The organism is Brevundimonas sp. ABV4_179 (genome assembly GCF_056311945.1).
The window spans coordinates 1,743,451-1,764,741 of sequence record NZ_CM149976.1; the positions used below are offsets into that span (position 1 = coordinate 1,743,451).

Sequence of the window (21,291 nt, forward strand, 5' to 3'; positions counted from 1 at the left end):
ACGTGAATAGTAGTGCGAGACCTCTAAACGATGGGACAAGCATTTGGCGATGGCGCCCTATTCTCGGGATTACTGGCGAAATCCAGCGCTTGTCATTCTCGCGGTCGCGACCTTGTTCGGGCTGTTTGGAACATATGTCGCGTCGCTTGCCGTGCTTTTCGCGTTGGACGATCTCGAAAAAGGCGAAAGGTTCGGTTCGTCACTCGTTTTCGTGATCTTCTACGTTCTACTACTGGTCTGTCCGCTGGCAGGGTGGGTGACTTTTATTTTACGACGTTATCGCGTCGCCATAATGATCGCCATTGCGCCGTTGCTGTTGGTGATCATTTCAGGCTTAGTCTCAATCATTAACTAGAGACCGCTGCGTCGCGCCAGGCTTTCAGGCTTTCCATCGCGCGAATGCTCATCAGCCGCTTCTTGGCGCGGCCGCGTTCCTTGGGATGGATGCGCTTGCCGTCCTCGTCGACCTTGGGCGCCTCCAGCGGCGGCAGCAGGCCATAGTTGATGTTCATCGGCTGGAACTTTGCGCCTTCCAGATGGCCGCCGGTGATGTGTTCGACCAGGGCGCCGATGGCGGTTTCGGGCGGCGGGGCGGACAGGTCGCGACCCAGCGCCTGCGCGGCGGCGAGGCGGCCGGTCAGCAGGCCCATGGAGGCGCTTTCGACATAACCCTCCACCCCCGTCACCTGACCGGCGAAGCGCAGGCGCGGCATGGCTTTCAGGCGCAGCTGCTTGTCCAGCAGTTGGGGGCTGTTCAGATAGGTGTTGCGGTGCAGGCCGCCCAGACGCGCGAACTGGGCGTTCTGAAGCCCCGGGATCATGCGGAAGGTCTCGGCCTGCGCCCCATGTTTCAGCTTGGTCTGGAAGCCGACCAGGTTGAACAGGGTGCCCAGGGCATTGTCCTGACGCAGCTGGACGATGGCGTGCGGCTTGACCGTCGGGTCGCGCGGATTGGTCAGGCCGACAGGCTTCATCGGGCCGTGGCGCAGGGTCTCGCGCCCGCGCTCAGCCATGACCTCGATGGGCAGGCAGCCGTCGAAATAGGGGACGTTTTCCCAGTCCTTGAACTCCGCCTTGGGCCCGTCCAGCAGGGCGTCGATGAAGGCGTCGTACTGGGCCTTGTCCATCGGGCAGTTGACGTAGGCGGCGGCGTCCCCTCCGGGGCCTTCCTTGTCATAACGCGACTGACGCCAGGCGATGTCGAAGTCGATACTGTCGGCGTGGACGATGGGGGCGATGGCGTCGAAGAAGCTCAAGGACTCCTCGCCGGTCGCCTTCAGGATGGCCTCGGCCAAGGCGGGCGAGGTCAGGGGGCCGGTCGCGACGATGACATTGTCCCAGTCCGTCGGCGGCAGGCCCGCGATCTCCTCTCGGACGATGGTGACGAGAGGATGGGCCTCCAGCCTGGAGGTCACGGCGGCGGAAAAGCCCTCGCGGTCCACGGCCAGGGCGCCGCCGGCCGGCACCTGATGGGCGTCGCCGCAGGCCATGATGATCGAATCCAGCGCCCGCATCTCGGCATGCAGCAGACCCACGGCGTTGTACTCCCAGTCGTCGGATCGGAAGGAGTTGGAGCAGACCAACTCCGCCAGGCCATCGGTGTGGTGAGCGTCGGTCTTGACGCCGGGGACGCCGCGCATCTCGTGCAGGATGACGGGCACGCCGGCCTGGGCGATCTGCCAGGCGGCCTCGGAGCCGGCCAGGCCGCCGCCGATGACGTGAATGAGCGAGGGGGAGGGGGAGGAAGCGGTCATCGCGGCCTTCTAGCCACTGGCTGGCGCGGTGTCATGGTCCCCTGCTATATCCGCCGCCGGCAATCGGGGGCGGGTGTTGGACGGACGTCGGATTCTGCGACTGGGCGAGACGCTGTCGGCGGCGGGATCGGCCCTGCCTCGGCTTTGGCGGGGCGCCTGGGGCGCGATCCTGCTGGCGGCCGTGGTCTGGGGCGTCCAGCCGCTCGCGGCGGGCATGGCGGGGCTGGTCTGGGCGCCGTTCGCTCTGGCCGGGACGCTGGCGCTGGTCGGCGCATTGGCGCGGATTTCGATCGCCGATGACCTGATGCAGGCGCGCGGGCTGGGTCTGGGGCCAGCGGGGTTGCAGTTCGGGCGGCCGGAGATGCGACTGCTGGGCGCGGGCCTGCTGTGCGCGGTGTTCATGGCCATGATCCTGTCGGTCGTCGCCCTGGTCCTGCTGGCGGTGTTCGGCATGGCCGAGTTGAACGCTCAGGCCATCGAGATGCGCCGGTGGGGCGCGGTCGGGCCGGCTTGGAAGCTGACCCTGCTGGCGGTCGTCACGGCCTTCGCCCTGTTCGCAGTTGTGGCCTTCAGCGCGCGGCTGTCGCTGTTCGCGCCGGCGACGGTCGGGCGCGGCCACATGGTGTCCCTGAACAGCATGACCATCGCGCGCGGGGCATTCCTGTCTTTGCTGGCTGGTCTGATCGTGACTGGCGCGCCCGAGATGGGCCTGGTGCTGCTGTGGGGCGCAGGCCTGTTGTCCGGCGTGGCGGGCTGGGTCGTGTTCGTCGTGGTGCTGACCGCAATCCAGGCGCCGCTGACGATGGCCTTCGTCGGCGCCGCCTATCGCAGGCTGGATGGCTGGACGCCGCCCCAGGACCCAGCCTGAGGCGGCTGGTCCGATCAGGCGAGGCCGGCCGCGACCGAATAGGCCGCCTCGGTCTTGGCGGCGACCTCGTCCAGGGTGACGCCTTCGGCCAGTTCGACCAACTCCAGACCTGCGCCGTTCGGCTTGACGTCGAAGGTGGCCAGGTCCGTGATGATGCGGCTGACGACGCCGGCGCCGGTCAGGGGCAGGGTGCAGGCTTTCAGCACCTTGGACTGGCCGTGCTTGTTGGCGTGCTCCATGACCACGACCACGCGCTTGACGCCCGCGACCAGGTCCATGGCGCCGCCCATGCCCTTCACCAGCTTGCCGGGGATCATCCAGTTGGCGATGTCGCCGTTCTGGGCCACCTCCATCGCGCCCAGGATCGACAGGTTGATGTGGCCGCCGCGGATCATGGCGAAGCTGTCGGCGCTGCTGAAGTAGGACGACTCCGGGATCTCGGTGATCGTCTGTTTCCCGGCGTTGATCAGGTCGGGGTCTTCCTCGCCCTCATAGGGGAAGGGGCCCATGCCCAGCATGCCGTTCTCGGACTGCAGGGTGACGGTCATGCCCTCGGGGATGTAGTTGGCCACCAGGGTCGGGATGCCGATGCCCAGGTTCACGTAGAAGCCGTCCTGCAGTTCCCGGGCGGCGCGTTCGGCGAGTTGTTCGCGGGTGCGGGGCATGATCAGACCTCCGATCCGGCGGCGGCGCCGGCGGCACGTTGACGGACTGTGCGCTGTTCGATGCGCTTTTCGGACACGGTCTGGATCAGACGGTCGACATAGACGCCGGGCGTGTGGATGTGGTCGGGGTCGAGCGAGCCGACGGGAACGATCTCCTCCACCTCGACGACCGTGACCTTTCCAGCCGTGGCCATCATCGGGTTGAAGTTGCGGGCGGTCTTGCGGAACACCAGATTTCCGCGCTCGTCGGCCTTCCAGGCCTTTATGATCGACAGGTCAGCGACCAGGCCGGTCTCCATGACGTATTTGCGGCCGTCGAACTCGCGCACTTCCTTGCCTTCGGCGACCAGAGTGCCGACGCCAGTAGCGGTGAAGAAGGCCGGGATGCCTGCGCCGCCTGCGCGGATGCGCTCGGCCAGGGTGCCCTGAGGGTTGAACTCCAGCTCCAACTCACCGGCCAGATACTGGCGCTCGAACTCCTTGTTCTCGCCGACGTAGGACGAGATCATTTTCGCAATCTGGCGGGTGCCCAGCAACTGCCCCAGGCCGAAGCCGTCCACGCCTGCGTTGTTCGAGATGACCGTCAGGCCCTTCACGCCGCTGTCGCGCAGGGCGGCGATCAGGTTCTCGGGGATGCCGCACAGGCCGAAGCCGCCGGACATGACCGTCATGCCGTCGAAGGTCAGCCCCTCAAGCGCGGACGTGACGTCAGCGTAGATCTTTCCCATCGCTCTCCCTTTTTTCATCGCCTGGTGAATATCGGCTGTTGACCACGCCTAACGCGGGGGCGGGCGGGGGGCAAGTCGCGCCGTGGATCGAGTGTCGCGATTTTCAGACCCACCCCTTGTGAAAAACAGGGTGCAATTGGTGCACTTCGTCCAGAATTCACCCCGCATCGGCGTCAAAAAAACAGGGTGCAAAGTGTGCACTTGGTCCGAAATCGCGCCGCTTCGGACCTGATGTCGGCATCGGGGGCGCCGTGTTCAAGGGTGGATGCATCCGGCGGAGGCGAGGCGGCGTATTCCCCGAGACCTGCAAGCTTCGCCTGATCGCCAAGGACGCCCGATGAACTTGACCAATGTCGCCATTCGCCAGCTTCAGGATGCGCCCTTTCCCGACTTCATCACCCGTCCGGCGATCGACAGCCTGGTGACGGAGGCCAGGAAGCGGCTGGATCGCGACAGTCCGCATGACGAGGCGGCGTTCGCCCGAGACATGGCTCAGCGCGCCATCGCCGAGCATACGGAAGCGGCGAACCAGCAGCATTACGAACTGCCGCCCGAGTTCTTTCAGCTGTGCCTGGGGGAACGGCTGAAATATTCCTGCTGCCTGTATCCGACCGGCGCGGAAACCCTGGATCAGGCTGAGGCGGCGGCGCTGGCCGAGACCTGCGCCCATGCCGATCTGATGGACGGTCAGACGATCCTGGAGATGGGCTGCGGCTGGGGATCGCTGTCGCTGTGGATGGCCGAGACCTATCCCAACGCCAGGATCACGGCGGTGTCGAACAGCCACGGCCAGCGCGGCCATATCGAGGCCCAGGCGGCGGAACGGGGCCTGACCAATCTGACGGTCATCACCCGCGACATGAACGCCTTCGAGACCGACCAGCGGTTCGACCGCATCGTCTCGGTGGAGATGTTCGAACATATGGCCAATTGGCGCGCCCTGCTGACCAAGGCGCGCGGCTGGCTGAAGGCGGACGGGCGGATGTTCATTCACGTCTTCACCCACCGCGAAGCCCCCTATCGGTTCGACCATACCGACAGCGACGACTTTATCGCCCAGCACTTCTTCACCGGCGGCGTCATGCCCAGCCACGGCCTGATCCGGCAATTCCCCGACCTGTTCGCGGTGGAGCAGGAATGGACATGGAACGGCGGCCATTACGCCCGGACGGCCAACGACTGGCTGGCCAACATGGATCGGAACGCCAAGCGGGTCGCGGTGTTGATGCGCCAGACCTATGGCGACGACGCCAGGCTGTGGACCCGTCGCTGGCGGCGGTTCTACCTGGCGACGGCCGGCCTGTTCGGCAACGACGAAGGGCGGACGTGGGCGGTCAGCCATTACCGACTGAAACCTGTTTGAGGACACGAGCATGATCAAATATGTCGCGGCCTATCTGGGGGCCGGCCTGACCTTCGCCGCCATCGACTTCGTCTGGCTGACCACCATGACCGACCGGCTGTATCGGCCCGTGCTGGGGCCGATCATGGCCGACAGGCCAGACATGAAGGCGGCGGTGCTGTTCTATCTGATCTCCATCGCCGGGACGGTCTATCTGGCCGTCGCGCCCGCGCTGAAGGACGGCAACTGGACGCGGGCGGCGTTGAACGGGGCGGTGCTGGGGTTCGTGGCCTATGCGACCTATGATCTCACGAACCAGGCGACGCTGGCGGCGTGGCAGACGAGGCTGACGGTGATCGACCTGATGTGGGGCACGGTGCTGACCGCGACATCCGCGACCGGCGGCTATTTCGCCGCGCGCTGGGCCGAGGGCCGGTTCGGCTGAACCCAAGGCCGGGGTCGCACTTGCGGGGCTACGCGGTGCGTGTGTAACGTCGCGCCGGGGTTGAGTGTCGGGGGCGACAGGTGGGGCGAAACCGACGGCGAGGGCTGTCTGCGCGGAGCGTGGCCGACGCCGGTTGGCTGTATGTCGCCCACATCGCGCGGTACGCCGCGCCGCTGCTGATCTATCCGGTCCTGACGCGAAGGCTGGGGGTCGAGGGGTTCGGCGTCTATGCGGCAGGTCTGTCGCTGGCGCTGATCGTATCGGTGATCGTCGATTACGGTCTGTCGGTGTCCGGCCCGCGCGACATCGCGGCGGGCTGTGCGGACCGGGGCCGGATCATCGGTGAGGCGGTGGTTTTGCGGGCGGTGCTGATCCTGCCCGCGATCGGTGCGGGTCTGTGTCTGGCGAGCCTGACCCCGGCGCTGAGCGGGGCGGCGGGGGCGACGGCCATCGCCATCCTGCTGGGCGTCGGGCAGGGTGCCGGCCTGCTGTGGTATTTTCAGGGAGTCCGGGATCCGGCGCCGATGGCGATGCTGGAGGTCGGCTTCATGCTGGCGGCCGCCCTGTCGATCCTGGCGTCGCCGGGCCTGGGCGTGGCGGGGGCGCTGGCGATACAGGCGGCTGGCGTCTGGAGCGGGGCGGCGGTCGGCGCCGCGCGGGTCTGGCGACGCGAGCGTATCGCGTGGCCGTCACGGGCGTCCGTGGGCCGGGCGTTGCAAGACGGCGGACCGCTGTTCCTCAGTCGCGCGGTGATCGCGGCCTACACGGGAGCGGGGGTGTTCGCGGTCGCCGCCCTGGCCGGCCCGGCGCAGGCGGCGCTGTATGGGGTCGCGGATCGGCTGGTTTCGGCCGCCGGGTCGCTGATGCGGCCGCTGGCGGGGCTGATCGCGCCTCGGATCGCCGGCCTGCTGACCCATGATCCGGGCGCGGCCTTTCGCACCGCCCGCTGGACGCTGGCCAGCGCCTTTGCGGCGTCGACAGCTGTCTGCATCGGCCTGATCGCGGGGGCCCCGATCCTGGTGCGCGGCCTGTTCGGCGCGGCCTTCGTGGAGGCGGAGGCGAGCCTGCGGCTGCTGGCCGCGACCCTGCCGCTGGTGGCGGTCAGCCAGGTGATGGGCCTGCATCTGATGACCTCGCTCAGGATGGACGGCCGGTTCGCGGCGATGACGGCGGCGGGTTGCGCGGCGACCCTGGCGGCGGCGTGGTCTCTGGCTCCGGCGTTCGGCGCGACCGGCATGGCCTGGGCCAGGATCATGGGCGAGGCGGTGGTCGTCCTGATCTGCGTCGGGTGCCTGAAAGGCCATTGGGCCGCGCTGTTTCCCGCACGGAGCCGTCATGTCGCGTCGGTATGACTGGCTGGTCGTGGGGGCGGGCTTCACCGGGGCCGTCGTGGCCGAGCGACTGGCGCGCGGCCTGGATCAGCGTGTGCTGCTGATCGACCGGCGCGATCATGTCGGGGGCAACGCCCATGATCGCCGCGACGAAGGCGGGCGGCTGATCCACCCCTATGGCCCGCACGTCTTTCACACCAACAGCGCGCGGATTTTCAACTATCTGAGCCGCTTCACGGCCTGGCGACCCTATGAGCATCGGGTGCGGGGATGGATCGACGGGCGGCTGGTTCCGCTGCCTTTCAATCTGACCTCCCTGCGGCTGCTGTTCCCGGAGGCGACGGCGGCGCGATTGTCCGAGCGGCTGGTGCAGGCGTTCGGCCGCGACGCCCGGCCGACCATCCACGACCTGAGGGCGGCGGCCGATGATCCCGATCTGCGGCGCATCGCCGACTATGTGTTCGACAGGGTCTTCGCCCCGTATTCGGCCAGGCAGTGGGGCGTGCCGGTCGGGGCGCTGGACGCCTCGATCCTGGCCCGGGTGCCGGTGGTGGTGGGAGAGGACGACCGCTATTTCACCGACCGATATCAAGTAATGCCGCGCGACGGCTATTCGGCCCTGTTCGAACGGCTGCTGGATCACCCGAACATTCATGTGTCGCTGAACACGGCGATGGCGGGGGTCGAGCCGGCGACGTGGGACCGGATGGTCTATTGCGGGCCGCTGGACGACTATTTCGGGCGGTCGGCGGGCGCCTTGCCCTATCGCAGCGTTCGGTTCGCGCATAGGGCGGTGGATGTTCGCGAGGGCCTGCCGGTCGGGACGGTCAACCATCCGCAGGCGCCCGACTTCACCCGCGTCACCGATTTCCGCCATCTGACGGACGAGGCGGGCCCGACGACCGCCCTTGTCACCGAATATCCGACGGCCCATGCGCCCGGCGTGACCGAACCCCATTATCCGGTCCTGTGCGAGGCGTCGGGGCGGCTGGCGGACGACTATCGGGCGATGGCGCGGACGCTGGCGGGCAAGGTGTGGTTCGCGGGACGGCTGGCCGACTTCCGCTACTACAACATGGACCAGGCGGTGGGGCGGGCCCTGAGCCTGGTCGACAAGACGCTGGCGCCGGCCGTGGCGGGGATGGCGGCATGAGGTCGCCGGCTGTCTTCGCCGTGGTGGTGACATGGAACCGTCGCGCCCTGTTGGAACAGTGTCTGGCGCATCTGGCGGCCCAGACGCGGCCGTGCGACGGCCTGATCGTGGTGGACAACGCCAGCGACGACGGCACCGCCGAGATGCTGGCCGACGCCTGGGCAGGACGGGCGACGGTGGTGCGGATGGCGACCAACACCGGCGGGGCGGGCGGATTCAACGCCGGGGTGCGCGCCGCCATGCAGGGGGGCGCCGAGCGGCTGTGGCTGATGGACGACGACGTGATGGCCGCGCCCGACGCACTGGAGGCCCTGCTGGCGGCGGAAGCGTCGCTGGCCGGCGACGGCGCGTCGCCGGCCTTCCTGTGTTCCAGCGTCCGCTCGCCTGAGGGGCATCTGACCAACACGCCCGAGATCGACCGGCGGGAGAACGCCCTGGGCTATCCGGACTGGGGCGAGCGTCTGGATCGGGGGTTGATGCCAGTGCGGCAGGCGACCTTCGTGTCCCTGATGGTGGGGCGGGCGGCGGTCCTGCGGAACGGCCTGCCGCTGGCGCCGATGTTCATCTGGGGCGACGATACGGAATATACGCTGCGGCTGTCGCGCGACGGGCCAGGCCATCTGGTGGCCGCCAGCCGGGTGGTCCACGTCCGCGCCGCACCGGGGCGATTGAGCATCGAGACCGAGCCTGACGCCGAGCGCGAGCGGCTGCACCGCTATCTGACCCGCAACGTCATCCTGGCCAAACGAAGGCACGAAGGAGCGGGATCGGCGCTGCGCTATGCGGCGTCGCGGCTGAGGATGGCGGGCGGCCTGGCGGTGAGGGGGCGATGGCGGAAGGCTGGAGTTCTGGTCGCCGGAGTCCTGGACGGCGCGCGCTTCGATCCCGAGGTCGAGTTTTGCACGGGGTTGTAGCGGCCGGGCGGGCGCGCGGTCTGCGGTGGTCGCAGGTCAGGGCGGCCTATGGGCGGACGTGTCTGGTCCTGCTGGGCCTGGGAACGACGGCGCCCTTGTTTCTGACGCCAGGACCACTCAGCGGCCCGCGCCTGGGCGATCTGGCGCTCTTGACGGCGTTGCCGATGGCCGTGGTGGAGTTCAGGCGGATGACGCGGCCGCTGCGCGCGATAGGGTGGATCGCCGCCTTCGTTCTGACGGTCACGCTGCTGGTTCAACAGTCGGCGATCGGGGCGGGGTTCGATGCGGGGGACGCCGCCTTCTGGTTTCGCTGGATCGCCGCCAGTCTGGTCGCGCCGCCGGTGGCAGGGCTGCTGGTGCGGGATGCGACGTGCAGGCCGTTGTTCTTCGCGGCGGTCCTGGCGGGCGCGGCGGTTCATGTGGCGACGTCGGGGCTGTCGCTGCTGATCGGGCGCGAGGCGTTGCAGGCTGTCGGGCTGGCCTCGCCGCGCGCCATGGTCACGACCGTCGCGGCCCAGGTGCGGATCACCACCCTGGCCGAACATCCGAACGCCGCCATGGCCATGATCGGTCTGGCGGTTCCGGCGGGGATCGCCCTGGCGCGGGGGCGGTGGACGCGGGGCGTTGCGACTTGGGTGGGGGTCGGTCTGGCCTTGGCGGGGTTCGTGGGCACGCTGTCGCGGGCCGGTCTGGCGGCGGCGGGCGTCGCCTGGCTGGCCCGGATCGCGGTGGGCTGGCGATGGCGCGAGCGGTTCAACGTCCTGGGCGCGGTGCTGGCGCTGTGCGTCGTCGCCGCGGGCGTGCTGACGCTGCAAGGCGGCGCCGATCTGGACGACATGCGCTTCGCCGAGCGGTTCGACCGGTCGGCGCTGGCGGACAATCTGGCGGGCCGGGTCGAGACCTGGCGGCGCACGCTGGATCAGGTGGCGGTAGGACCCTGGGGTGCGGGCTGGACGACGGCCCGGGAAATGGGCGCCGATCGCGCGCTGTCGGTCAGTCATAACGGTTATCTGTTCATGGCGCGGACCGTAGGGATGGCGGCGGCGGTCGTGCTTTTCGCGCTGCATCTGGTTTCGGCGGCGCGGATGGACGTCTTCACCCCGCTGTCCGCCTATCTGCTGACGGCGATGTTCGCCGAGGACCTGACGCAGGGGGCGGGGTTCGTCTTTCTGTGTTGCCTGGTCGCGGCCCTGGCCTGGCGAGGGGCGACGCCGCCATGAGGGTGTTGATCGTCAACACCCTGTATCCGCCAGAGGACGTCGGCGGGGCCGAACGCAGCGTGGCGCAACTGGCCCAGGGTCTGGCGGCCGCGGGCGTCGAGACGTCGGTGCTGACGCTGTCGCCCAGCGATGTCGCGAAGCAGACCATCGGGGGCGTCGCCGTTCATCGGCGGCGGCTGAAGAACCTGTATTGGCCCTATGACGGCGAGCCCCGCGCGGCGGCGAAACGGGCGCTGTGGCATGGGCTGGAGGCGGCCAATCCGCTGATGGACGACGGGGTGGACCAGGTGGTGGCGCAGGTTCGGCCCGATCTGATCCATCTGCATCTGACGACCGGGTTTTCGCAGTCCGTTCACCGGGCGGCGGCGCGGCGGGGCCTGCCGCTGGTCCAGACGCTGCGGGACTGGTCGATGATGTGCGCGCGGGCGTCGCTGTTTCGACGGGGGCGGCGCTGCACGCGGCGGTGCGCGTCGTGCGTCGTCCTGACGGCCGGCAAGCGGGCGCGGTCGCAAGGGGTCGATCATGTGATCGGGCTGAGCGGCCCGGTTCTGGAGGCGCATCGGAGCGCCGGCTATTTTCGGCCTAGCGCCGGCTCGGTCATCGGCAATGCGGCGGCCCTGACGACGCCCAGCCGGCGGCCGGCCTGGTCGCAGGAGCCGAGATTGACCTTTGGCTTTCTGGGGCGGGTCGAGCCGGAAAAGGGGATCGAAACCCTGCTGCGCGCGACGACGCAGTTGAAGGGAGACTGGCGGCTGAGGATCGCGGGGCGCGGCGATCCGGCCTATGTGGCGCGGCTTCGGACCGGGTTTCCCGATCCGCGCATCGTCTGGCTGGGGCAGGTCGAAGCCGTCGATTTCTGGCCGATGGCGGATGTGCTGGTCGCGCCCGCGCTGTGGGCCGAACCGTTCGGGAGGGCGGCGGCGGAGGCGGTGCAGCAGGGGCGGGGCGTGATCGCTTCGCGTATCGGCGGCCTGCCCGAGGCGACGGACGGCGCCGGCGCGCTGGCGCTGATCGAAGCCGGCGATGTCGCGGCCCTGGCGCGAGCGATGCAGGGGGCGATGTCTGAGCCCGAACGCTGGCGGTTCGCCGCGTCGCGACCGCCGCGCTGGACCCAGGCGGCGGTGGTTCAGGCCCATCTGGAGCTCTATGACCAGGTGCTGTCCAGAAGGGCGTCGAGGATGGCCGCCGAACGGGACCAGCTGTAGAGGTCGGCGCGGCGTAGGCCCGTTTCGATACGCGCGGGGTTCGGGCCTTTCAACAGCGTCCCCATCCGATCGGCCAGGGCGGCGTCGTCGGTCGGGTCGAAATAGAGAGCGGCGTCGGCGCAGACCTCTCTCGTCGCCGGGATGTCGGAGGCGATCACGGGGCAGCCCTGAACCATGGCCTCCAGCGGCGGGATGCCGAAACCTTCGTACAGGCTGGGGAAGATCAGCCCCGCCGCGCCGCGCAGCAGGGCGGCGACCTCCGGGTCCGTGCGGCGACCGGCCAGAATTACGCGCGGGTCGTCGGGCGTCGGGGCGGCGCTGACCACGCCGGTCAGGCGGGCCCCGACGAACACCAGCCGCAGGTCTGGATCGGGAAGACGGATCAGGGCGCGGGCCGCGACGGCGAGGTTCTTGTTGGGCGTCAGATTGCCGACGGCGACGAAGTAGCGGCGTTCGAGCAGGTCCAGCGCCCGCAGGATGTGCGTGTCGGGCGGGATGTTCCGCAGATGATCGGCGCTGTTCGGCGCCACGGCTATGGCGTCGGGCGCCAGGTTCAGCACGGCCGCCAGTTCGCCCTGGGAGAACCGCGAGACCGTGGCCAGTCGCGCTCGTTTGGCCAGCCGTCGATCCAGAATCCGATGCGCCAGGGCGTAGCGGGGTCTGAACAGGTCGGGGCGACGAAAGACTGCGGCGTCGTGGATCACCACCAGCTGGCGCGAATGTCCAACCGGCCCGGCGCCGCACAGGGACAGCAGGCGATGGCTGTGCGTCGCATCCGCCAGGCGGACCTGCTCCCACAGATGGCCGCCGGGGCCGGACAGGCGGAATGTCTGAATCCGGTCCAGGGGCAGGGGATCGGCGCCGCTGGGGACCATCAGCCGATAGCGAAGGCCGGCGTGCGGCAGGCGGTCCAGGGCGCGGACGATCTCGCGAGCGTAGCGCTGCACGCCGCTGAGGGGCTGGGTCAGGAACCGCCCGTTTATCAGGATGGGTTCAGCCACCCAGTCGGCGCCGCTGGAAGGCTCGGCGATAGATGTCCGCCGTCTGCGCCGCCATCTGCGCGGCCGAGGGCAGGGTCGCCGCCGCGCATAGCCTGGGCGGGCGAGCCAGGGCGGCCAGCATCGCCTGGGCCAGATCTTCGGCGGGCGCATCCACGGGCAGGCGGTCGATCCGCGCGCCGGCCGCCATCAGCCGGCTGGTTCCGCCGACCTCGGTCGCGACGATGGGCAGGCCCAGGGCGGCGGCCTCGATCAGGGCGTAGGCGTCGGCCTCGTATCGGCTGGTCAGGGCGAACAGGTCGAATCCGGCCATCAGTCCGTTCGCGTCCGCCGCGCCCAGCAGGCGCACGGCCGCGCCGCCCGCGCTCGCCACGGCGGCCGCCAGATCGCCCTGCCCGATCATGACGCCCAGCAGGCGGGGATTGCACCGCTTGGCCAGCCGCACGGCCCTGGCGAAGCGCACTGGGTCCTTCTGGCGACACAGGCGGCCGACGAAGCCGACGATCTGGGCGTCATCCAGCGCGCCCATGGTTCCGCGGGCGGCGGCGCGGTCGGGCCGGGGAGGGGCGGCAAGACCATTTGGCACGACGTGCAGGCGGTCGTTCGGAAGGCCCCATTTGCGGGCCACGGCCGCTTCCTCGGTCGAGACGGCGACGACGGCGTCGGTCGATGCGTGGGCCAGGGCGCATTCCGCGGCGCCGGCCACGACCCTGGACAAGCCGGCGGCGCCCATCATCGGCAGGGCATGGGGGGTGTAGATCCTGGCGGCGCCGGGCGCCTGGGCCAAACGGACAACCGCCCCGGCCTTGGCGCTGTGGCCGTGCAGGATTTCGAACGGCCCCCGTCGGGCGATCAGTCGGTTCAGCGCCTTGAGGGCGGAAACGTCCCAAGGACCGACCGCGCGGCGCATGATCAGTCGATCGACGGCGGTGAAAGGCACGTCCGCGACCTCAGCCTCAAAACGCGGTTCCGCGCGCAGGGGCGAATAGGCCAGGGCGACCGAATGGCCGGCGTCGATCAGGGCGGCGCTCAGATCGATGACATGGCGTCCCGAGCCGCCGCTGGACGGCTCGATGACCTGAAGAATACGCACGCCAGCCGTCCCCCGACGATGGGTCAGTTTCGCAACTGAAGGCCATCGTCGGAAAACGTCAAGATTGTATTCCTAGTTGACCGTCGCCTTGATGATCTTGCCGGGGGCGCGCGGCGGCTCGCCCTTGGGCAGGGCGTCGACGTGTTCCATGCCCGATTCGACCTGGCCCCAGACGGTGTACTGGCGATCCAGGAAGGTGGCGTCGTCGAAGACGATGAAGAACTGCGAGTTGGCGCTGTTGGGGTCCGAGGTGCGGGCCATCGAGCAGACGCCGCGCACGTGCGGCTCGGCCGAGAACTCCTGCTTGAGGTTCGGCTTGGTGGAGCCCGAGGTGCCGGTGCCGGTGGGGTCGCCGCCCTGGGCCATGAAGCCCGGAATCACGCGGTGGAAGACCACGCCGTCGTAGAAGCCTTCCGAAGCCAGTTCAGTGATGCGGGCGACGTGGCCGGGGGCCAGGTCGGGGCGCAGCTTGATGACCACGTCGCGGGCTTCGCCGTCGCCGGTGTCCAGGGTGAAGGTCAGGGTGTCGGCCATTTCGGTCGTCCTCTTGGGGTTGATTTGAGGCGGGACATAGCCCGCAACGCCGGTCGGGGCTATGTGGGAACGATGAGCGACGACGAACAGCCCCAAGAGCGCCGACGGATGGTGCGTCCCCCCACGGGCGGGACCGCAGCCGGGCGCGGCATGGGCACGAAGATGAAGACGGCCGACACCAAGTCGATGTCCAGCCAGCAGTGGATCAAGCGCCAGCTGTCGGACAAATGGTCCGAGAAGGCGCGCGCCGAGGGCTGGCGGTCGCGCGCCGCCTTCAAGCTGATCGAGATCGACGATCGTTTCCGGCTGATCAAGCGGGGGTCGAAGGTCATCGACCTGGGCGCCGCGCCCGGCGGGTGGGTCCAGGTGGCGCTGGATCGCGGGGCCGGGGCGGTAGCGGGCGTGGATCTGCTGATGATCGAGCCGATCCCCGGCGCGACCCTGTTGCAGGCGGACTTCACCCATCCGGGCGTGGATCAGCAATTGATCGACGCCATCGGGGGGCGGCCGGACCTGGTGCTGTCGGACATGGCGCACAACACCGTGGGTCACCGTCAGACGGACCATTTGAAGATCATCGCCCTGATCGAGATCGCCGCCGATTTCGCTATCCGCACCCTGAGGCCGGGGGGAAACTTCGTGTCCAAGAACTTCCAGGGCGGAGACGCCGGCGGGGTTCTGGCGCGGCTGCGCGAGGAATTCGAGACGGTGAAGTACGTCAAGCCCGCATCCAGCCGCAAGGACAGCGCCGAGGTCTTCCTGGTGGCGCTGAATAAGCGCTGAGGCCTCAGGCGGCCGCCACCTGGGCGCGTCAGGCCTCGATCCGGGACCAGATACGATCGTGCAAGGTGAAGAAGCCCGTCTGCACCAGCGGTTCGATCATGCCAATGGCCAGGGCCGTGCGGATGTCGTGGGTCAGGGCGAAGGCGACGGTCACGGCCACGGTGAAATGCATGACGCCGTAGGTCAGCGTCTTCATCGCGATCTGCCGCAACGACCGGGGCAGGGCGTGGCTGTGGCCCGCGTGATCGTGGACCCGCGCCTGTTCGTCCGGCGACATGACGTCCAGACGCGCGGCGACGGCCTCGGTCGCCTCTTCCAGTCCCGAGGCTAGGCGACGCCGTTCGATGCGGTGCCAGACGCGGTCGTGGATGGAATAGGCCAGGGTCTGGAAGATCGGCTCGACAACCCCGACCGCCAGGGCGATGCGCCAGTCGCGCGTGATGACGAAGGCGGTCAGAATGGCCACCACCAGATGCATCAGCCCATAGCTGGCGATCTTCATCGCCAGTTTTCGCGCTGTGCTGAGGATCACGCCGACCATGCGATCAGAATGGTGAGCCGTCGTTACGGTTGCAAAGCAATAAAATCTATCCCGGTCATAAGCGCGGGCCTTGCCCCGCCCCCCCGCATCCCGTTATACGCGGCCCGCAAAACGGAGACTCCCCTATGGAGATACGCGAAGGACTGACCTTCGACGATGTTTTGCTGGAACCCGGCCCGTCCGAGTTCATGCCGGCGATGGTCGATGTCTCGACCCAGCTGACGCGCGACATCAGACTGAACATCCCCCTGCTGTCGTCCGCCATGGACACGGTGACGGAAAGCCGACTGGCCATCGCCATGGCCCAGTCCGGCGGCCTGGGCGTGCTGCACCGCAACATGACCATCGAGGAGCAGGCCGATCAGGTACGCGCCGTCAAACGCTATGAGAGCGGAATGGTGGTCAATCCGGTGACGGTCGGCCCCCGGACGACGCTGGGCGAGGTGCGCCAGATCGTCGAGGCCAAGAAGATCACCGGCTTCCCCGTCGTCGATCCGGCGACCGGAAAACTGGTCGGGATGCTGACCCACCGGGACATGCGGTTCGAGAGCGATCTGAACGTCACGGCCGCCTCGCTGATGACCACGGGCGACCTGATCACGGTGCGCGAGGGCGCCAGCCGTGAAGAGGCGCGCGAACTGCTGCGGACCCGCAAGATCGAGCGGGTCATCGTGGTGGACGAGGATTACCGCGCCGTCGGCCTGATCACCATGAAGGACATCGAGAAGGCCCAGGCCTTCCCGACCGCCGCCAAGGACGAGCAGGGCCGCCTGCTGGTCGGCGCCGCCTCGACCGTCGGCGACGCCGGTTACGAGCGGGCCATGGCGCTGGCGGAGGCGGGCGTGGACGTCGTGGTGATCGACACCGCCCACGGCCATTCCGCCTCGGTCGCCCAGGTGGTGGAGCGGATCAAGCGCGAGTCGAACCGTCTGCAGGTCATCGCCGGAAACGTGGCCACCTATGACGCGACGCGCGCCCTGATCGACGCCGGCGCCGATGCGGTGAAGGTGGGGATCGGTCCAGGCAGCATCTGCACCACCCGCATCGTGGCGGGTGTGGGCGTGCCGCAACTGACGGCGGTGATGGATGCGGCGCGCGCCGCCCGGGGCACGGGCGCTTCGGTCATCGCCGACGGCGGCATCAAATATTCGGGCGATCTGGCCAAGGCCATCGCGGCCGGCGCCAATGTGGCCATGATGGGTTCGATGTTCGCCGGCACGGACGAAAGCCCCGGCGAGGTCTTCCTGTACCAGGGCCGGTCCTACAAGTCGTACCGCGGTATGGGTTCGGTCGGGGCGATGGCGCGCGGCTCGGCCGACCGCTATTTCCAGAAGGAAGTCTCGTCCGAGAAGCTGGTGCCCGAGGGCATCGAGGGCCAGACCGCCTACAAGGGGCCGATCGCGCCGGTGCTGCACCAGCTGGTCGGCGGGCTTCGCGCCTCCATGGGCTATGTCGGCGCGGGCACGATCACCGACTTCCAGGAGCGCGCGCGCTTCGTGCGCATCACCGGCGCGGGCCTGCGGGAAAGCCATGTCCACGACGTGATGATCACGCGCGAGGCGCCGAACTACAGACAGGGTTGAGGCCATGACGACCGAACTGACCTATCTGGCCCTGACGCTGATCCTGGCGCTGGTGCAGGTCTTCCTGCCGGCGGGGGCGCGGACGGTCGAGTTCGGTTCGAAATGGAATGCAGGCGCTCGCGACACGACGCCGGCGGCGACGCGCCCGCTGACCGGCCGTCTGGAACGCGCGCAGGCCAATCTGTTCGAGACCCTGCCGCTGTTCATCGGCGCCGTGTTGATCGCCCATGTTATCGGTGCGGAAAGCCCCCTGACCCTGTGGGGGACGGCGCTCTATTTCTGGGCGCGCGTCGTCTATGTGCCGCTCTACGCCTTTGGCGTTCCCTATGTTCGGTCGCTGGTCTGGCTGGTCTCGCTTGCGGGACTGGTCATGGTGCTGGCGTCCCTGTTTTTCCTGAAAGCCTGACTTGACCCCAGCCGCCCGTCTCGCCGCCGCCGCCTCCATACTGGACTCCATCGCCCAGGGTCGCCAACCGGCCGAGGCCGTCCTGAAAGCCTGGGGCGGCGCCAATCGCTACGCCGGGTCCAAGGATCGTCGCGCCGTCGCCGACCGCGTCTACAAGGTGCTGCGCGCGCGCGGTCGCCTGTCGTGGATCATGGGCGGGCGCGAGGATGGGCGCGCCCTGGTGATCGGCTCGCTGCACGCCATCGACGGCCTGCCTCTGGAAGAGATCGAGGCGCTGCATTCGGGCGACGGCTATGGCCCGCGTCCGCTGTCGAAACAGGAGCGCAGCCGCATCACGGCCGGGCAGGGCGAACTGCCCGGCTGGGTCGCAGCCGGTCTGCCCGAGTTCGTGGTCGAGGATTTCAAGGCTGTCTTCGGCGAACGCTGGGCCGAGGAAGCCCACGCCCTGATGGCGCCGCGCGCGCCCATCGATCTGCGCGTCAACGGGGCGGTCGCCACGGTGCAAGAGGTCGAGACAGAGTTGCGCGAAGCCGGTCTGGACGTGTCGCGCACGCCGTGGTCCGAATGGGGCCTGCGCGTGCCGTCCGAGCCGCCCCCCAACATTCAGGCGCTGGAAGGGTTCAAGGCCGGCAAGTTCGAGATCCAGGATGAAGGCAGCCAGGTCGTCTGCTGGCTGGCGGGCGCCGAACCCGGCACGACGGTTGTGGATTACTGCGCGGGCGGCGGCGGCAAGACCCTGGGTCTGGCCCAGGCCATGGGCGGGCAGGGGAAACTGGTCGCCTCCGATGTCGTGAACAAGCGTCTGGAGAACATCCGTCCGCGTCTGCAACGCGCGGGTGTCGAGGCGGATCTGGTCCTGATCGGTCAGAACGGCGGCGGTCTGGAGGCCCTGAACGGTCAGGCGGATCTGGTGTTCGTCGATGCGCCCTGTTCGGGCTCCGGCACCTGGCGTCGTCGCCCCGAGGACGCCTGGCGTCTGACGGCGGAAGAGGTCGAAAAACTGCACGGCCTGCAGGTCCGCATCCTGGGGCAGGCGGCCAAGCTGGTGAAGCCGGGCGGCCGTCTGATCTATGTCACCTGCTCGATGCTGGCGCGTGAGAACGAGGCCAGCGTGGATGCGTTCGAGGCCGCCAACAGCGAGTTCAGTCCGGTCGCCGCGCCTGAGCTTCTGTCGGCAGGTCAACTGACCGACGCAGCGCGCGCGAAGTTCGCCGAACTGACGTCCGGCGCGCGTCTGAGGCTGTCGCCCCTGTCCGCCGACACCGACGGCTTCTTCGCCGCCGTTTACGAGCGCACGGCGTGAGGACGGGACGCCAGGAGCGATACGGCGACGTCTCGGTCCTGTGCGTCATGGCGGCCCCGGCCGAGTACGGCGAAGACCTGCGCGCCCGCATCCAGCCCCTGATGACCGGCGTCGGCCCCGTCGAGGCGGCGGTGGTGCTGAGTACGGCTCTGGCGCGGCTGGAGGCGGCGGGCGACCTGCCGGACCTGATCGTATCGCTGGGGTCATGCGGATCACGGGTGCTGGAGCACGCCGTCGTCTATCAGACCTCGTCCGTCGCCTATCGCGACATGGACGCCAGCCCGCTGGGCTTCCCCAAGGGCGTGACGCCGCTGCTGGATCAGCCTGCGGTCCTGCCCCTGCCGTGCCCCATCCCCGGCGTGCCGGTCGCGCGCCTGTCGACCGGCGGCGATGTCGTGTCCGGCGCCGCCTATGACGCCATCGACGCCGAAATGGTGGACATGGAGACCTGGGCCCTGGTCCGAGCCGCCCAGACGTTCGGCGTGCCGCTGATCGCCCTTCGCGGCGTATCGGATGGCCGCGCCGAGCTGAAGGCGCTGGAGGACTGGACCTCCACCCTGCATCACGTCGATCGGAACCTGGCCGTCGCGCTGGATCGCCTGATCGCGGTGCTCGAGACCGACGGCCTCGCCGCCCTTGAACTTTCGGCCTTACCCGGCCAAGACCCCGCGCAACTTCCCGCCCCGGATTCGATCACGCCATGACCACGCCGCAAGACCACCAAAAGGTCCTCATCGTCGATTTCGGCAGCCAGGTGACGCAACTGATCGCGCGCCGCCTGCGCGAGGCCAGCGTCTATTGCGAAATCCATCCGTTCCAGAAGGCCGAGGCCGCCCTGGCCGCCATGAACCCAGCCGCGGTCATCCTGTCGGGCGGCCCCGAAAGCGTCCACGAGGAAGGCAGCCCCCGCGCGCCGCAAGGCGTGTTCGAGGCCGGCGTGCCGGTGCTGGGCATCTGCTACGGCGAGATGACCATGTGCGAGCAACTGGGCGGCAAGGTCGAGGGCGGCCACACCCGCGAGTTCGGCCGCGCCGAGATCACGGTCGAAAAGGCCTCGCCCCTGCTGGCGGACCTGGCCCCCGTCGGCGAGAACGAAGAGGTCTGGATGAGCCACGGCGACAAGATCGTCGCGATCCCCGAAGGTTTCGACGTCGTCGCCTCCTCGGACGGTTCGCCCTATGCGGTGATCGCCGACGAGGCCCGCCGCTTCTATGGCGTGCAGTTCCACCCCGAGGTGATGCACACCCCGCGCGGCCATCAGATGCTGAAGAATTTCACGCACGGCATCGCGGGTCTGAAGGGCGACTGGACCATGGCCGCCTATCGCGACGAAAAGATCGCCCAGATTCGCGAACAGGTCGGCGACGCCAAGGTGATCTGCGGCCTGTCGGGGGGCGTGGACTCCTCGGTCGCCGCCGTTCTGATCCACGAGGCCATCGGCGACCAGCTGACCTGCGTGTTCGTGGACACCGGCCTGCTACGCAAGGACGAGGCCACCCAGGTCACCACCCTGTTCCGCGAACACTACAACATCCCGCTGGTGCATGTTGATGCATCGACGGAATTCCTGGGCGAGCTGGCCGGGATTTCCGACCCGGAGACCAAGCGCAAGGCCATCGGCCGCTTGTTCATCGAGGTGTTCGACCGCGAGTCCGCCAAGATCGAAGGCGCCGAATTCCTGGCCCAGGGCACCCTCTATCCGGACGTGATCGAGAGCGTCTCTTCGTCCAGCGGCAAGGCCCATGTGATCAAAAGCCACCACAATGTCGGCGGCCTGCCCGACTATATGAAGCTGAAACTGGTCGAGCCCTTGCGCGAACTTTTCAAGGACGAGGTTCGCGCCCTTGGCCGCGAACTGGGCCTGACCGACGCCTTTGTCGGGCGCCACCCGTTCCCCGGACCGGGCCTGGCCATCCGAATCCCCGGCGAGATCACGCCGGACGCCGTGGCGACGCTTCAGGACGCCGACGCCATCTATCTGGACGAAATCCGCAAGGCCGGCCTGTACGACGACATCTGGCAGGCGTTCGCGGTGCTTCTGCCGGTCAAGACCGTCGGCGTCATGGGCGACGCCCGCACCTACGAAAAAGTCCTGGCCCTGCGCGCCGTCACCTCCACCGACGGCATGACCGCCGACTTCTACCAATTCCCCTGGGACGTCCTGGCCAAGACCGCCACCCGCATCATCAACGAAGTCCGCGGCGTGAACCGCGTCGTGTACGATGTGACGTCCAAGCCGCCGGGGACGATCGAGTGGGCGTGAGGGTGACGGGCATGGAGGTACGGCTCTTTGGCGAAGGAGCGTTGATGACCCGGTGACATTAGCGGGCGGATTCGGACAGGACGACCCCGTATCCCTACGGTGGGACAACGGGTGGAAAGGCTGGACGTTTTCCGTTTGTGGCGCGACGCAGCTGGCGGACGG

At 68.5% G+C, this 21,291-nt stretch carries 22 protein-coding genes; 15 read left to right on the top strand and 7 right to left on the bottom strand.

What is annotated here, in order from left to right; all coding sequences use genetic code 11:
- Positions 1 to 43: 43 nt before the first annotated feature.
- Positions 44 to 355, top strand: a complete 312-nt coding sequence (locus ACYX4P_RS08275; protein WP_248119651.1) for a hypothetical protein — start codon at positions 44 to 46, stop codon at positions 353 to 355.
- Here the strand turns inward: ACYX4P_RS08275 and trmFO are convergent.
- A complete protein-coding gene (gene trmFO, locus ACYX4P_RS08280) occupies positions 348 to 1,754 on the bottom strand; it encodes a methylenetetrahydrofolate--tRNA-(uracil(54)-C(5))-methyltransferase (FADH(2)-oxidizing) TrmFO (protein ID WP_248119653.1) in 1,407 nt (468 codons plus the stop codon). The two genes, ACYX4P_RS08275 and trmFO, sit on opposite strands and share 8 nt — an antisense overlap.
- 73 nt (positions 1,755 to 1,827) lie before the next feature.
- Between trmFO and ACYX4P_RS08285 the strand changes: the two genes are divergently transcribed.
- Complete coding sequence (locus ACYX4P_RS08285; RefSeq protein WP_312571571.1) at positions 1,828 to 2,622, top strand: hypothetical protein; 795 nt, start codon at positions 1,828 to 1,830, stop codon at positions 2,620 to 2,622.
- A gap of 14 nt (positions 2,623 to 2,636) precedes the next feature.
- On the opposite strand, the gene ACYX4P_RS08290 is transcribed toward ACYX4P_RS08285, so the two are convergent.
- Entirely contained in the window at positions 2,637 to 3,287 is a 651-nt protein-coding gene (locus ACYX4P_RS08290) for a 3-oxoacid CoA-transferase subunit B (protein WP_248119656.1), read from the bottom strand.
- 2 nt (positions 3,288 to 3,289) lie between these two features.
- Entirely contained in the window at positions 3,290 to 4,015 is a 726-nt protein-coding gene (locus ACYX4P_RS08295) for a CoA transferase subunit A (RefSeq protein WP_248119657.1), read from the bottom strand.
- A 337-nt stretch (positions 4,016 to 4,352) separates the two neighbouring features.
- On the opposite strand from ACYX4P_RS08295, the gene ACYX4P_RS08300 reads away from it, so the two are divergent.
- The 7 genes from ACYX4P_RS08300 to ACYX4P_RS08330 all read left to right on the top strand — a co-directional run bounded on the left by ACYX4P_RS08300 (position 4,353) and on the right by ACYX4P_RS08330 (position 11,625).
- Entirely contained in the window at positions 4,353 to 5,378 is a 1,026-nt protein-coding gene (locus tag ACYX4P_RS08300; protein ID WP_248119658.1) for an SAM-dependent methyltransferase, read from the top strand.
- Positions 5,379 to 5,388: 10 nt separating this feature from the next.
- Positions 5,389 to 5,802 (top strand): DUF2177 family protein, encoded by a 414-nt coding sequence (locus ACYX4P_RS08305; protein ID WP_248119659.1) that lies wholly within the window; start codon positions 5,389 to 5,391, stop codon positions 5,800 to 5,802.
- A gap of 119 nt (positions 5,803 to 5,921) precedes the next feature.
- Positions 5,922 to 7,154 (top strand): oligosaccharide flippase family protein, encoded by a 1,233-nt coding sequence (locus ACYX4P_RS08310; RefSeq protein WP_248119660.1) that lies wholly within the window; start codon positions 5,922 to 5,924, stop codon positions 7,152 to 7,154.
- Positions 7,138 to 8,286: a UDP-galactopyranose mutase gene (gene glf, locus ACYX4P_RS08315; RefSeq protein ID WP_248119661.1), complete on the top strand. Its 1,149-nt coding sequence runs from the start codon at positions 7,138 to 7,140 to the stop codon at positions 8,284 to 8,286. The genes ACYX4P_RS08310 and glf overlap by 17 nt, the downstream gene beginning before the upstream one ends.
- Entirely contained in the window at positions 8,283 to 9,200 is a 918-nt protein-coding gene (locus ACYX4P_RS08320; RefSeq protein ID WP_248119662.1) for a glycosyltransferase, read from the top strand. The genes glf and ACYX4P_RS08320 overlap by 4 nt, the downstream gene beginning before the upstream one ends.
- Complete coding sequence (locus tag ACYX4P_RS08325; protein WP_248119668.1) at positions 9,185 to 10,420, top strand: O-antigen ligase family protein; 1,236 nt, start codon at positions 9,185 to 9,187, stop codon at positions 10,418 to 10,420. Before ACYX4P_RS08320 ends, ACYX4P_RS08325 begins: the two co-directional genes overlap by 16 nt.
- On the top strand, positions 10,417 to 11,625 hold the full coding sequence (locus ACYX4P_RS08330) for a glycosyltransferase (protein ID WP_292046803.1): 1,209 nt from the start codon (positions 10,417 to 10,419) through the stop codon (positions 11,623 to 11,625). The genes ACYX4P_RS08325 and ACYX4P_RS08330 overlap by 4 nt, the downstream gene beginning before the upstream one ends.
- Here ACYX4P_RS08330 and ACYX4P_RS08335 read toward each other — a convergent pair.
- From ACYX4P_RS08335 to ACYX4P_RS08345, 3 genes are all read right to left on the bottom strand, one after another.
- Complete coding sequence (locus ACYX4P_RS08335) at positions 11,565 to 12,626, bottom strand: glycosyltransferase family 4 protein (protein WP_292046804.1); 1,062 nt, start codon at positions 12,624 to 12,626, stop codon at positions 11,565 to 11,567. The two genes, ACYX4P_RS08330 and ACYX4P_RS08335, sit on opposite strands and share 61 nt — an antisense overlap.
- Positions 12,619 to 13,716, bottom strand: a complete 1,098-nt coding sequence (locus ACYX4P_RS08340; RefSeq protein ID WP_248119673.1) for a glycosyltransferase — start codon at positions 13,714 to 13,716, stop codon at positions 12,619 to 12,621. The genes ACYX4P_RS08335 and ACYX4P_RS08340 overlap by 8 nt, the downstream gene beginning before the upstream one ends.
- A 72-nt stretch (positions 13,717 to 13,788) precedes the next feature.
- Positions 13,789 to 14,250 carry a peptidylprolyl isomerase gene (locus ACYX4P_RS08345; protein WP_248119675.1) on the bottom strand — a complete coding sequence of 154 codons (462 nt, stop codon included), beginning with the start codon at positions 14,248 to 14,250 and terminating at the stop codon, positions 13,789 to 13,791.
- 108 nt (positions 14,251 to 14,358) lie between these two features.
- On the opposite strand from ACYX4P_RS08345, the gene ACYX4P_RS08350 reads away from it, so the two are divergent.
- Positions 14,359 to 15,033 (top strand): RlmE family RNA methyltransferase, encoded by a 675-nt coding sequence (locus ACYX4P_RS08350; RefSeq protein ID WP_409514513.1) that lies wholly within the window; start codon positions 14,359 to 14,361, stop codon positions 15,031 to 15,033.
- Positions 15,034 to 15,061: 28 nt separating this feature from the next.
- Here the strand turns inward: ACYX4P_RS08350 and ACYX4P_RS08355 are convergent, their stop codons facing one another.
- Positions 15,062 to 15,574: a DUF2061 domain-containing protein gene (locus tag ACYX4P_RS08355; protein ID WP_476070245.1), complete on the bottom strand. Its 513-nt coding sequence runs from the start codon at positions 15,572 to 15,574 to the stop codon at positions 15,062 to 15,064.
- A gap of 125 nt (positions 15,575 to 15,699) precedes the next feature.
- Here ACYX4P_RS08355 and guaB point away from each other — a divergent pair, with 125 nt between their 5' ends.
- Genes guaB through guaA form a run of 5 tightly spaced genes read left to right on the top strand, consistent with a single transcriptional unit; the run spans position 15,700 to position 21,129 of the window.
- Positions 15,700 to 17,157, top strand: a complete 1,458-nt coding sequence (gene guaB, locus ACYX4P_RS08360; protein ID WP_248119681.1) for an IMP dehydrogenase — start codon at positions 15,700 to 15,702, stop codon at positions 17,155 to 17,157.
- 4 nt (positions 17,158 to 17,161) lie between these two features.
- The gene (locus tag ACYX4P_RS08365) at positions 17,162 to 17,563 is read left to right on the top strand and encodes an MAPEG family protein (RefSeq protein ID WP_248119683.1); all 402 of its coding nucleotides are present in this window, start codon (positions 17,162 to 17,164) and stop codon (positions 17,561 to 17,563) included.
- A gap of 1 nt (position 17,564) precedes the next feature.
- Entirely contained in the window at positions 17,565 to 18,866 is a 1,302-nt protein-coding gene (locus ACYX4P_RS08370; RefSeq protein ID WP_248119685.1) for an RsmB/NOP family class I SAM-dependent RNA methyltransferase, read from the top strand.
- A complete protein-coding gene (locus tag ACYX4P_RS08375; RefSeq protein ID WP_248119687.1) occupies positions 18,863 to 19,570 on the top strand; it encodes a 5'-methylthioadenosine/S-adenosylhomocysteine nucleosidase in 708 nt (235 codons plus the stop codon). The genes ACYX4P_RS08370 and ACYX4P_RS08375 overlap by 4 nt, the downstream gene beginning before the upstream one ends.
- A complete protein-coding gene (gene guaA / locus ACYX4P_RS08380) occupies positions 19,567 to 21,129 on the top strand; it encodes a glutamine-hydrolyzing GMP synthase (protein ID WP_312572523.1) in 1,563 nt (520 codons plus the stop codon). Before ACYX4P_RS08375 ends, guaA begins: the two co-directional genes overlap by 4 nt.
- The last annotated feature ends 162 nt before the right edge of the window (positions 21,130 to 21,291 follow it).

Coding starts and splice junctions, on each gene's coding strand:
- trmFO (WP_248119653.1), bottom strand. CDS start 1,754: ATGACCGCTTCCTCCCCCTCCCCCTCGCTCATTCACGTCATCGGCGGC.
- ACYX4P_RS08290 (WP_248119656.1), bottom strand. CDS start 3,287: ATGCCCCGCACCCGCGAACAACTCGCCGAACGCGCCGCCCGGGAACTG.
- ACYX4P_RS08295 (WP_248119657.1), bottom strand. CDS start 4,015: ATGGGAAAGATCTACGCTGACGTCACGTCCGCGCTTGAGGGGCTGACC.
- ACYX4P_RS08300 (WP_248119658.1), top strand. CDS start 4,353: ATGAACTTGACCAATGTCGCCATTCGCCAGCTTCAGGATGCGCCCTTT.
- ACYX4P_RS08305 (WP_248119659.1), top strand. CDS start 5,389: ATGATCAAATATGTCGCGGCCTATCTGGGGGCCGGCCTGACCTTCGCC.
- glf (WP_248119661.1), top strand. CDS start 7,138: ATGTCGCGTCGGTATGACTGGCTGGTCGTGGGGGCGGGCTTCACCGGG.
- ACYX4P_RS08320 (WP_248119662.1), top strand. CDS start 8,283: ATGAGGTCGCCGGCTGTCTTCGCCGTGGTGGTGACATGGAACCGTCGC.
- ACYX4P_RS08330 (WP_292046803.1), top strand. CDS start 10,417: ATGAGGGTGTTGATCGTCAACACCCTGTATCCGCCAGAGGACGTCGGC.
- ACYX4P_RS08345 (WP_248119675.1), bottom strand. CDS start 14,250: ATGGCCGACACCCTGACCTTCACCCTGGACACCGGCGACGGCGAAGCC.
- ACYX4P_RS08350 (WP_409514513.1), top strand. CDS start 14,359: ATGGTGCGTCCCCCCACGGGCGGGACCGCAGCCGGGCGCGGCATGGGC.
- ACYX4P_RS08355 (WP_476070245.1), bottom strand. CDS start 15,574: ATGGTCGGCGTGATCCTCAGCACAGCGCGAAAACTGGCGATGAAGATC.
- guaB (WP_248119681.1), top strand. CDS start 15,700: ATGGAGATACGCGAAGGACTGACCTTCGACGATGTTTTGCTGGAACCC.
- ACYX4P_RS08365 (WP_248119683.1), top strand. CDS start 17,162: ATGACGACCGAACTGACCTATCTGGCCCTGACGCTGATCCTGGCGCTG.
- guaA (WP_312572523.1), top strand. CDS start 19,567: ATGACCACGCCGCAAGACCACCAAAAGGTCCTCATCGTCGATTTCGGC.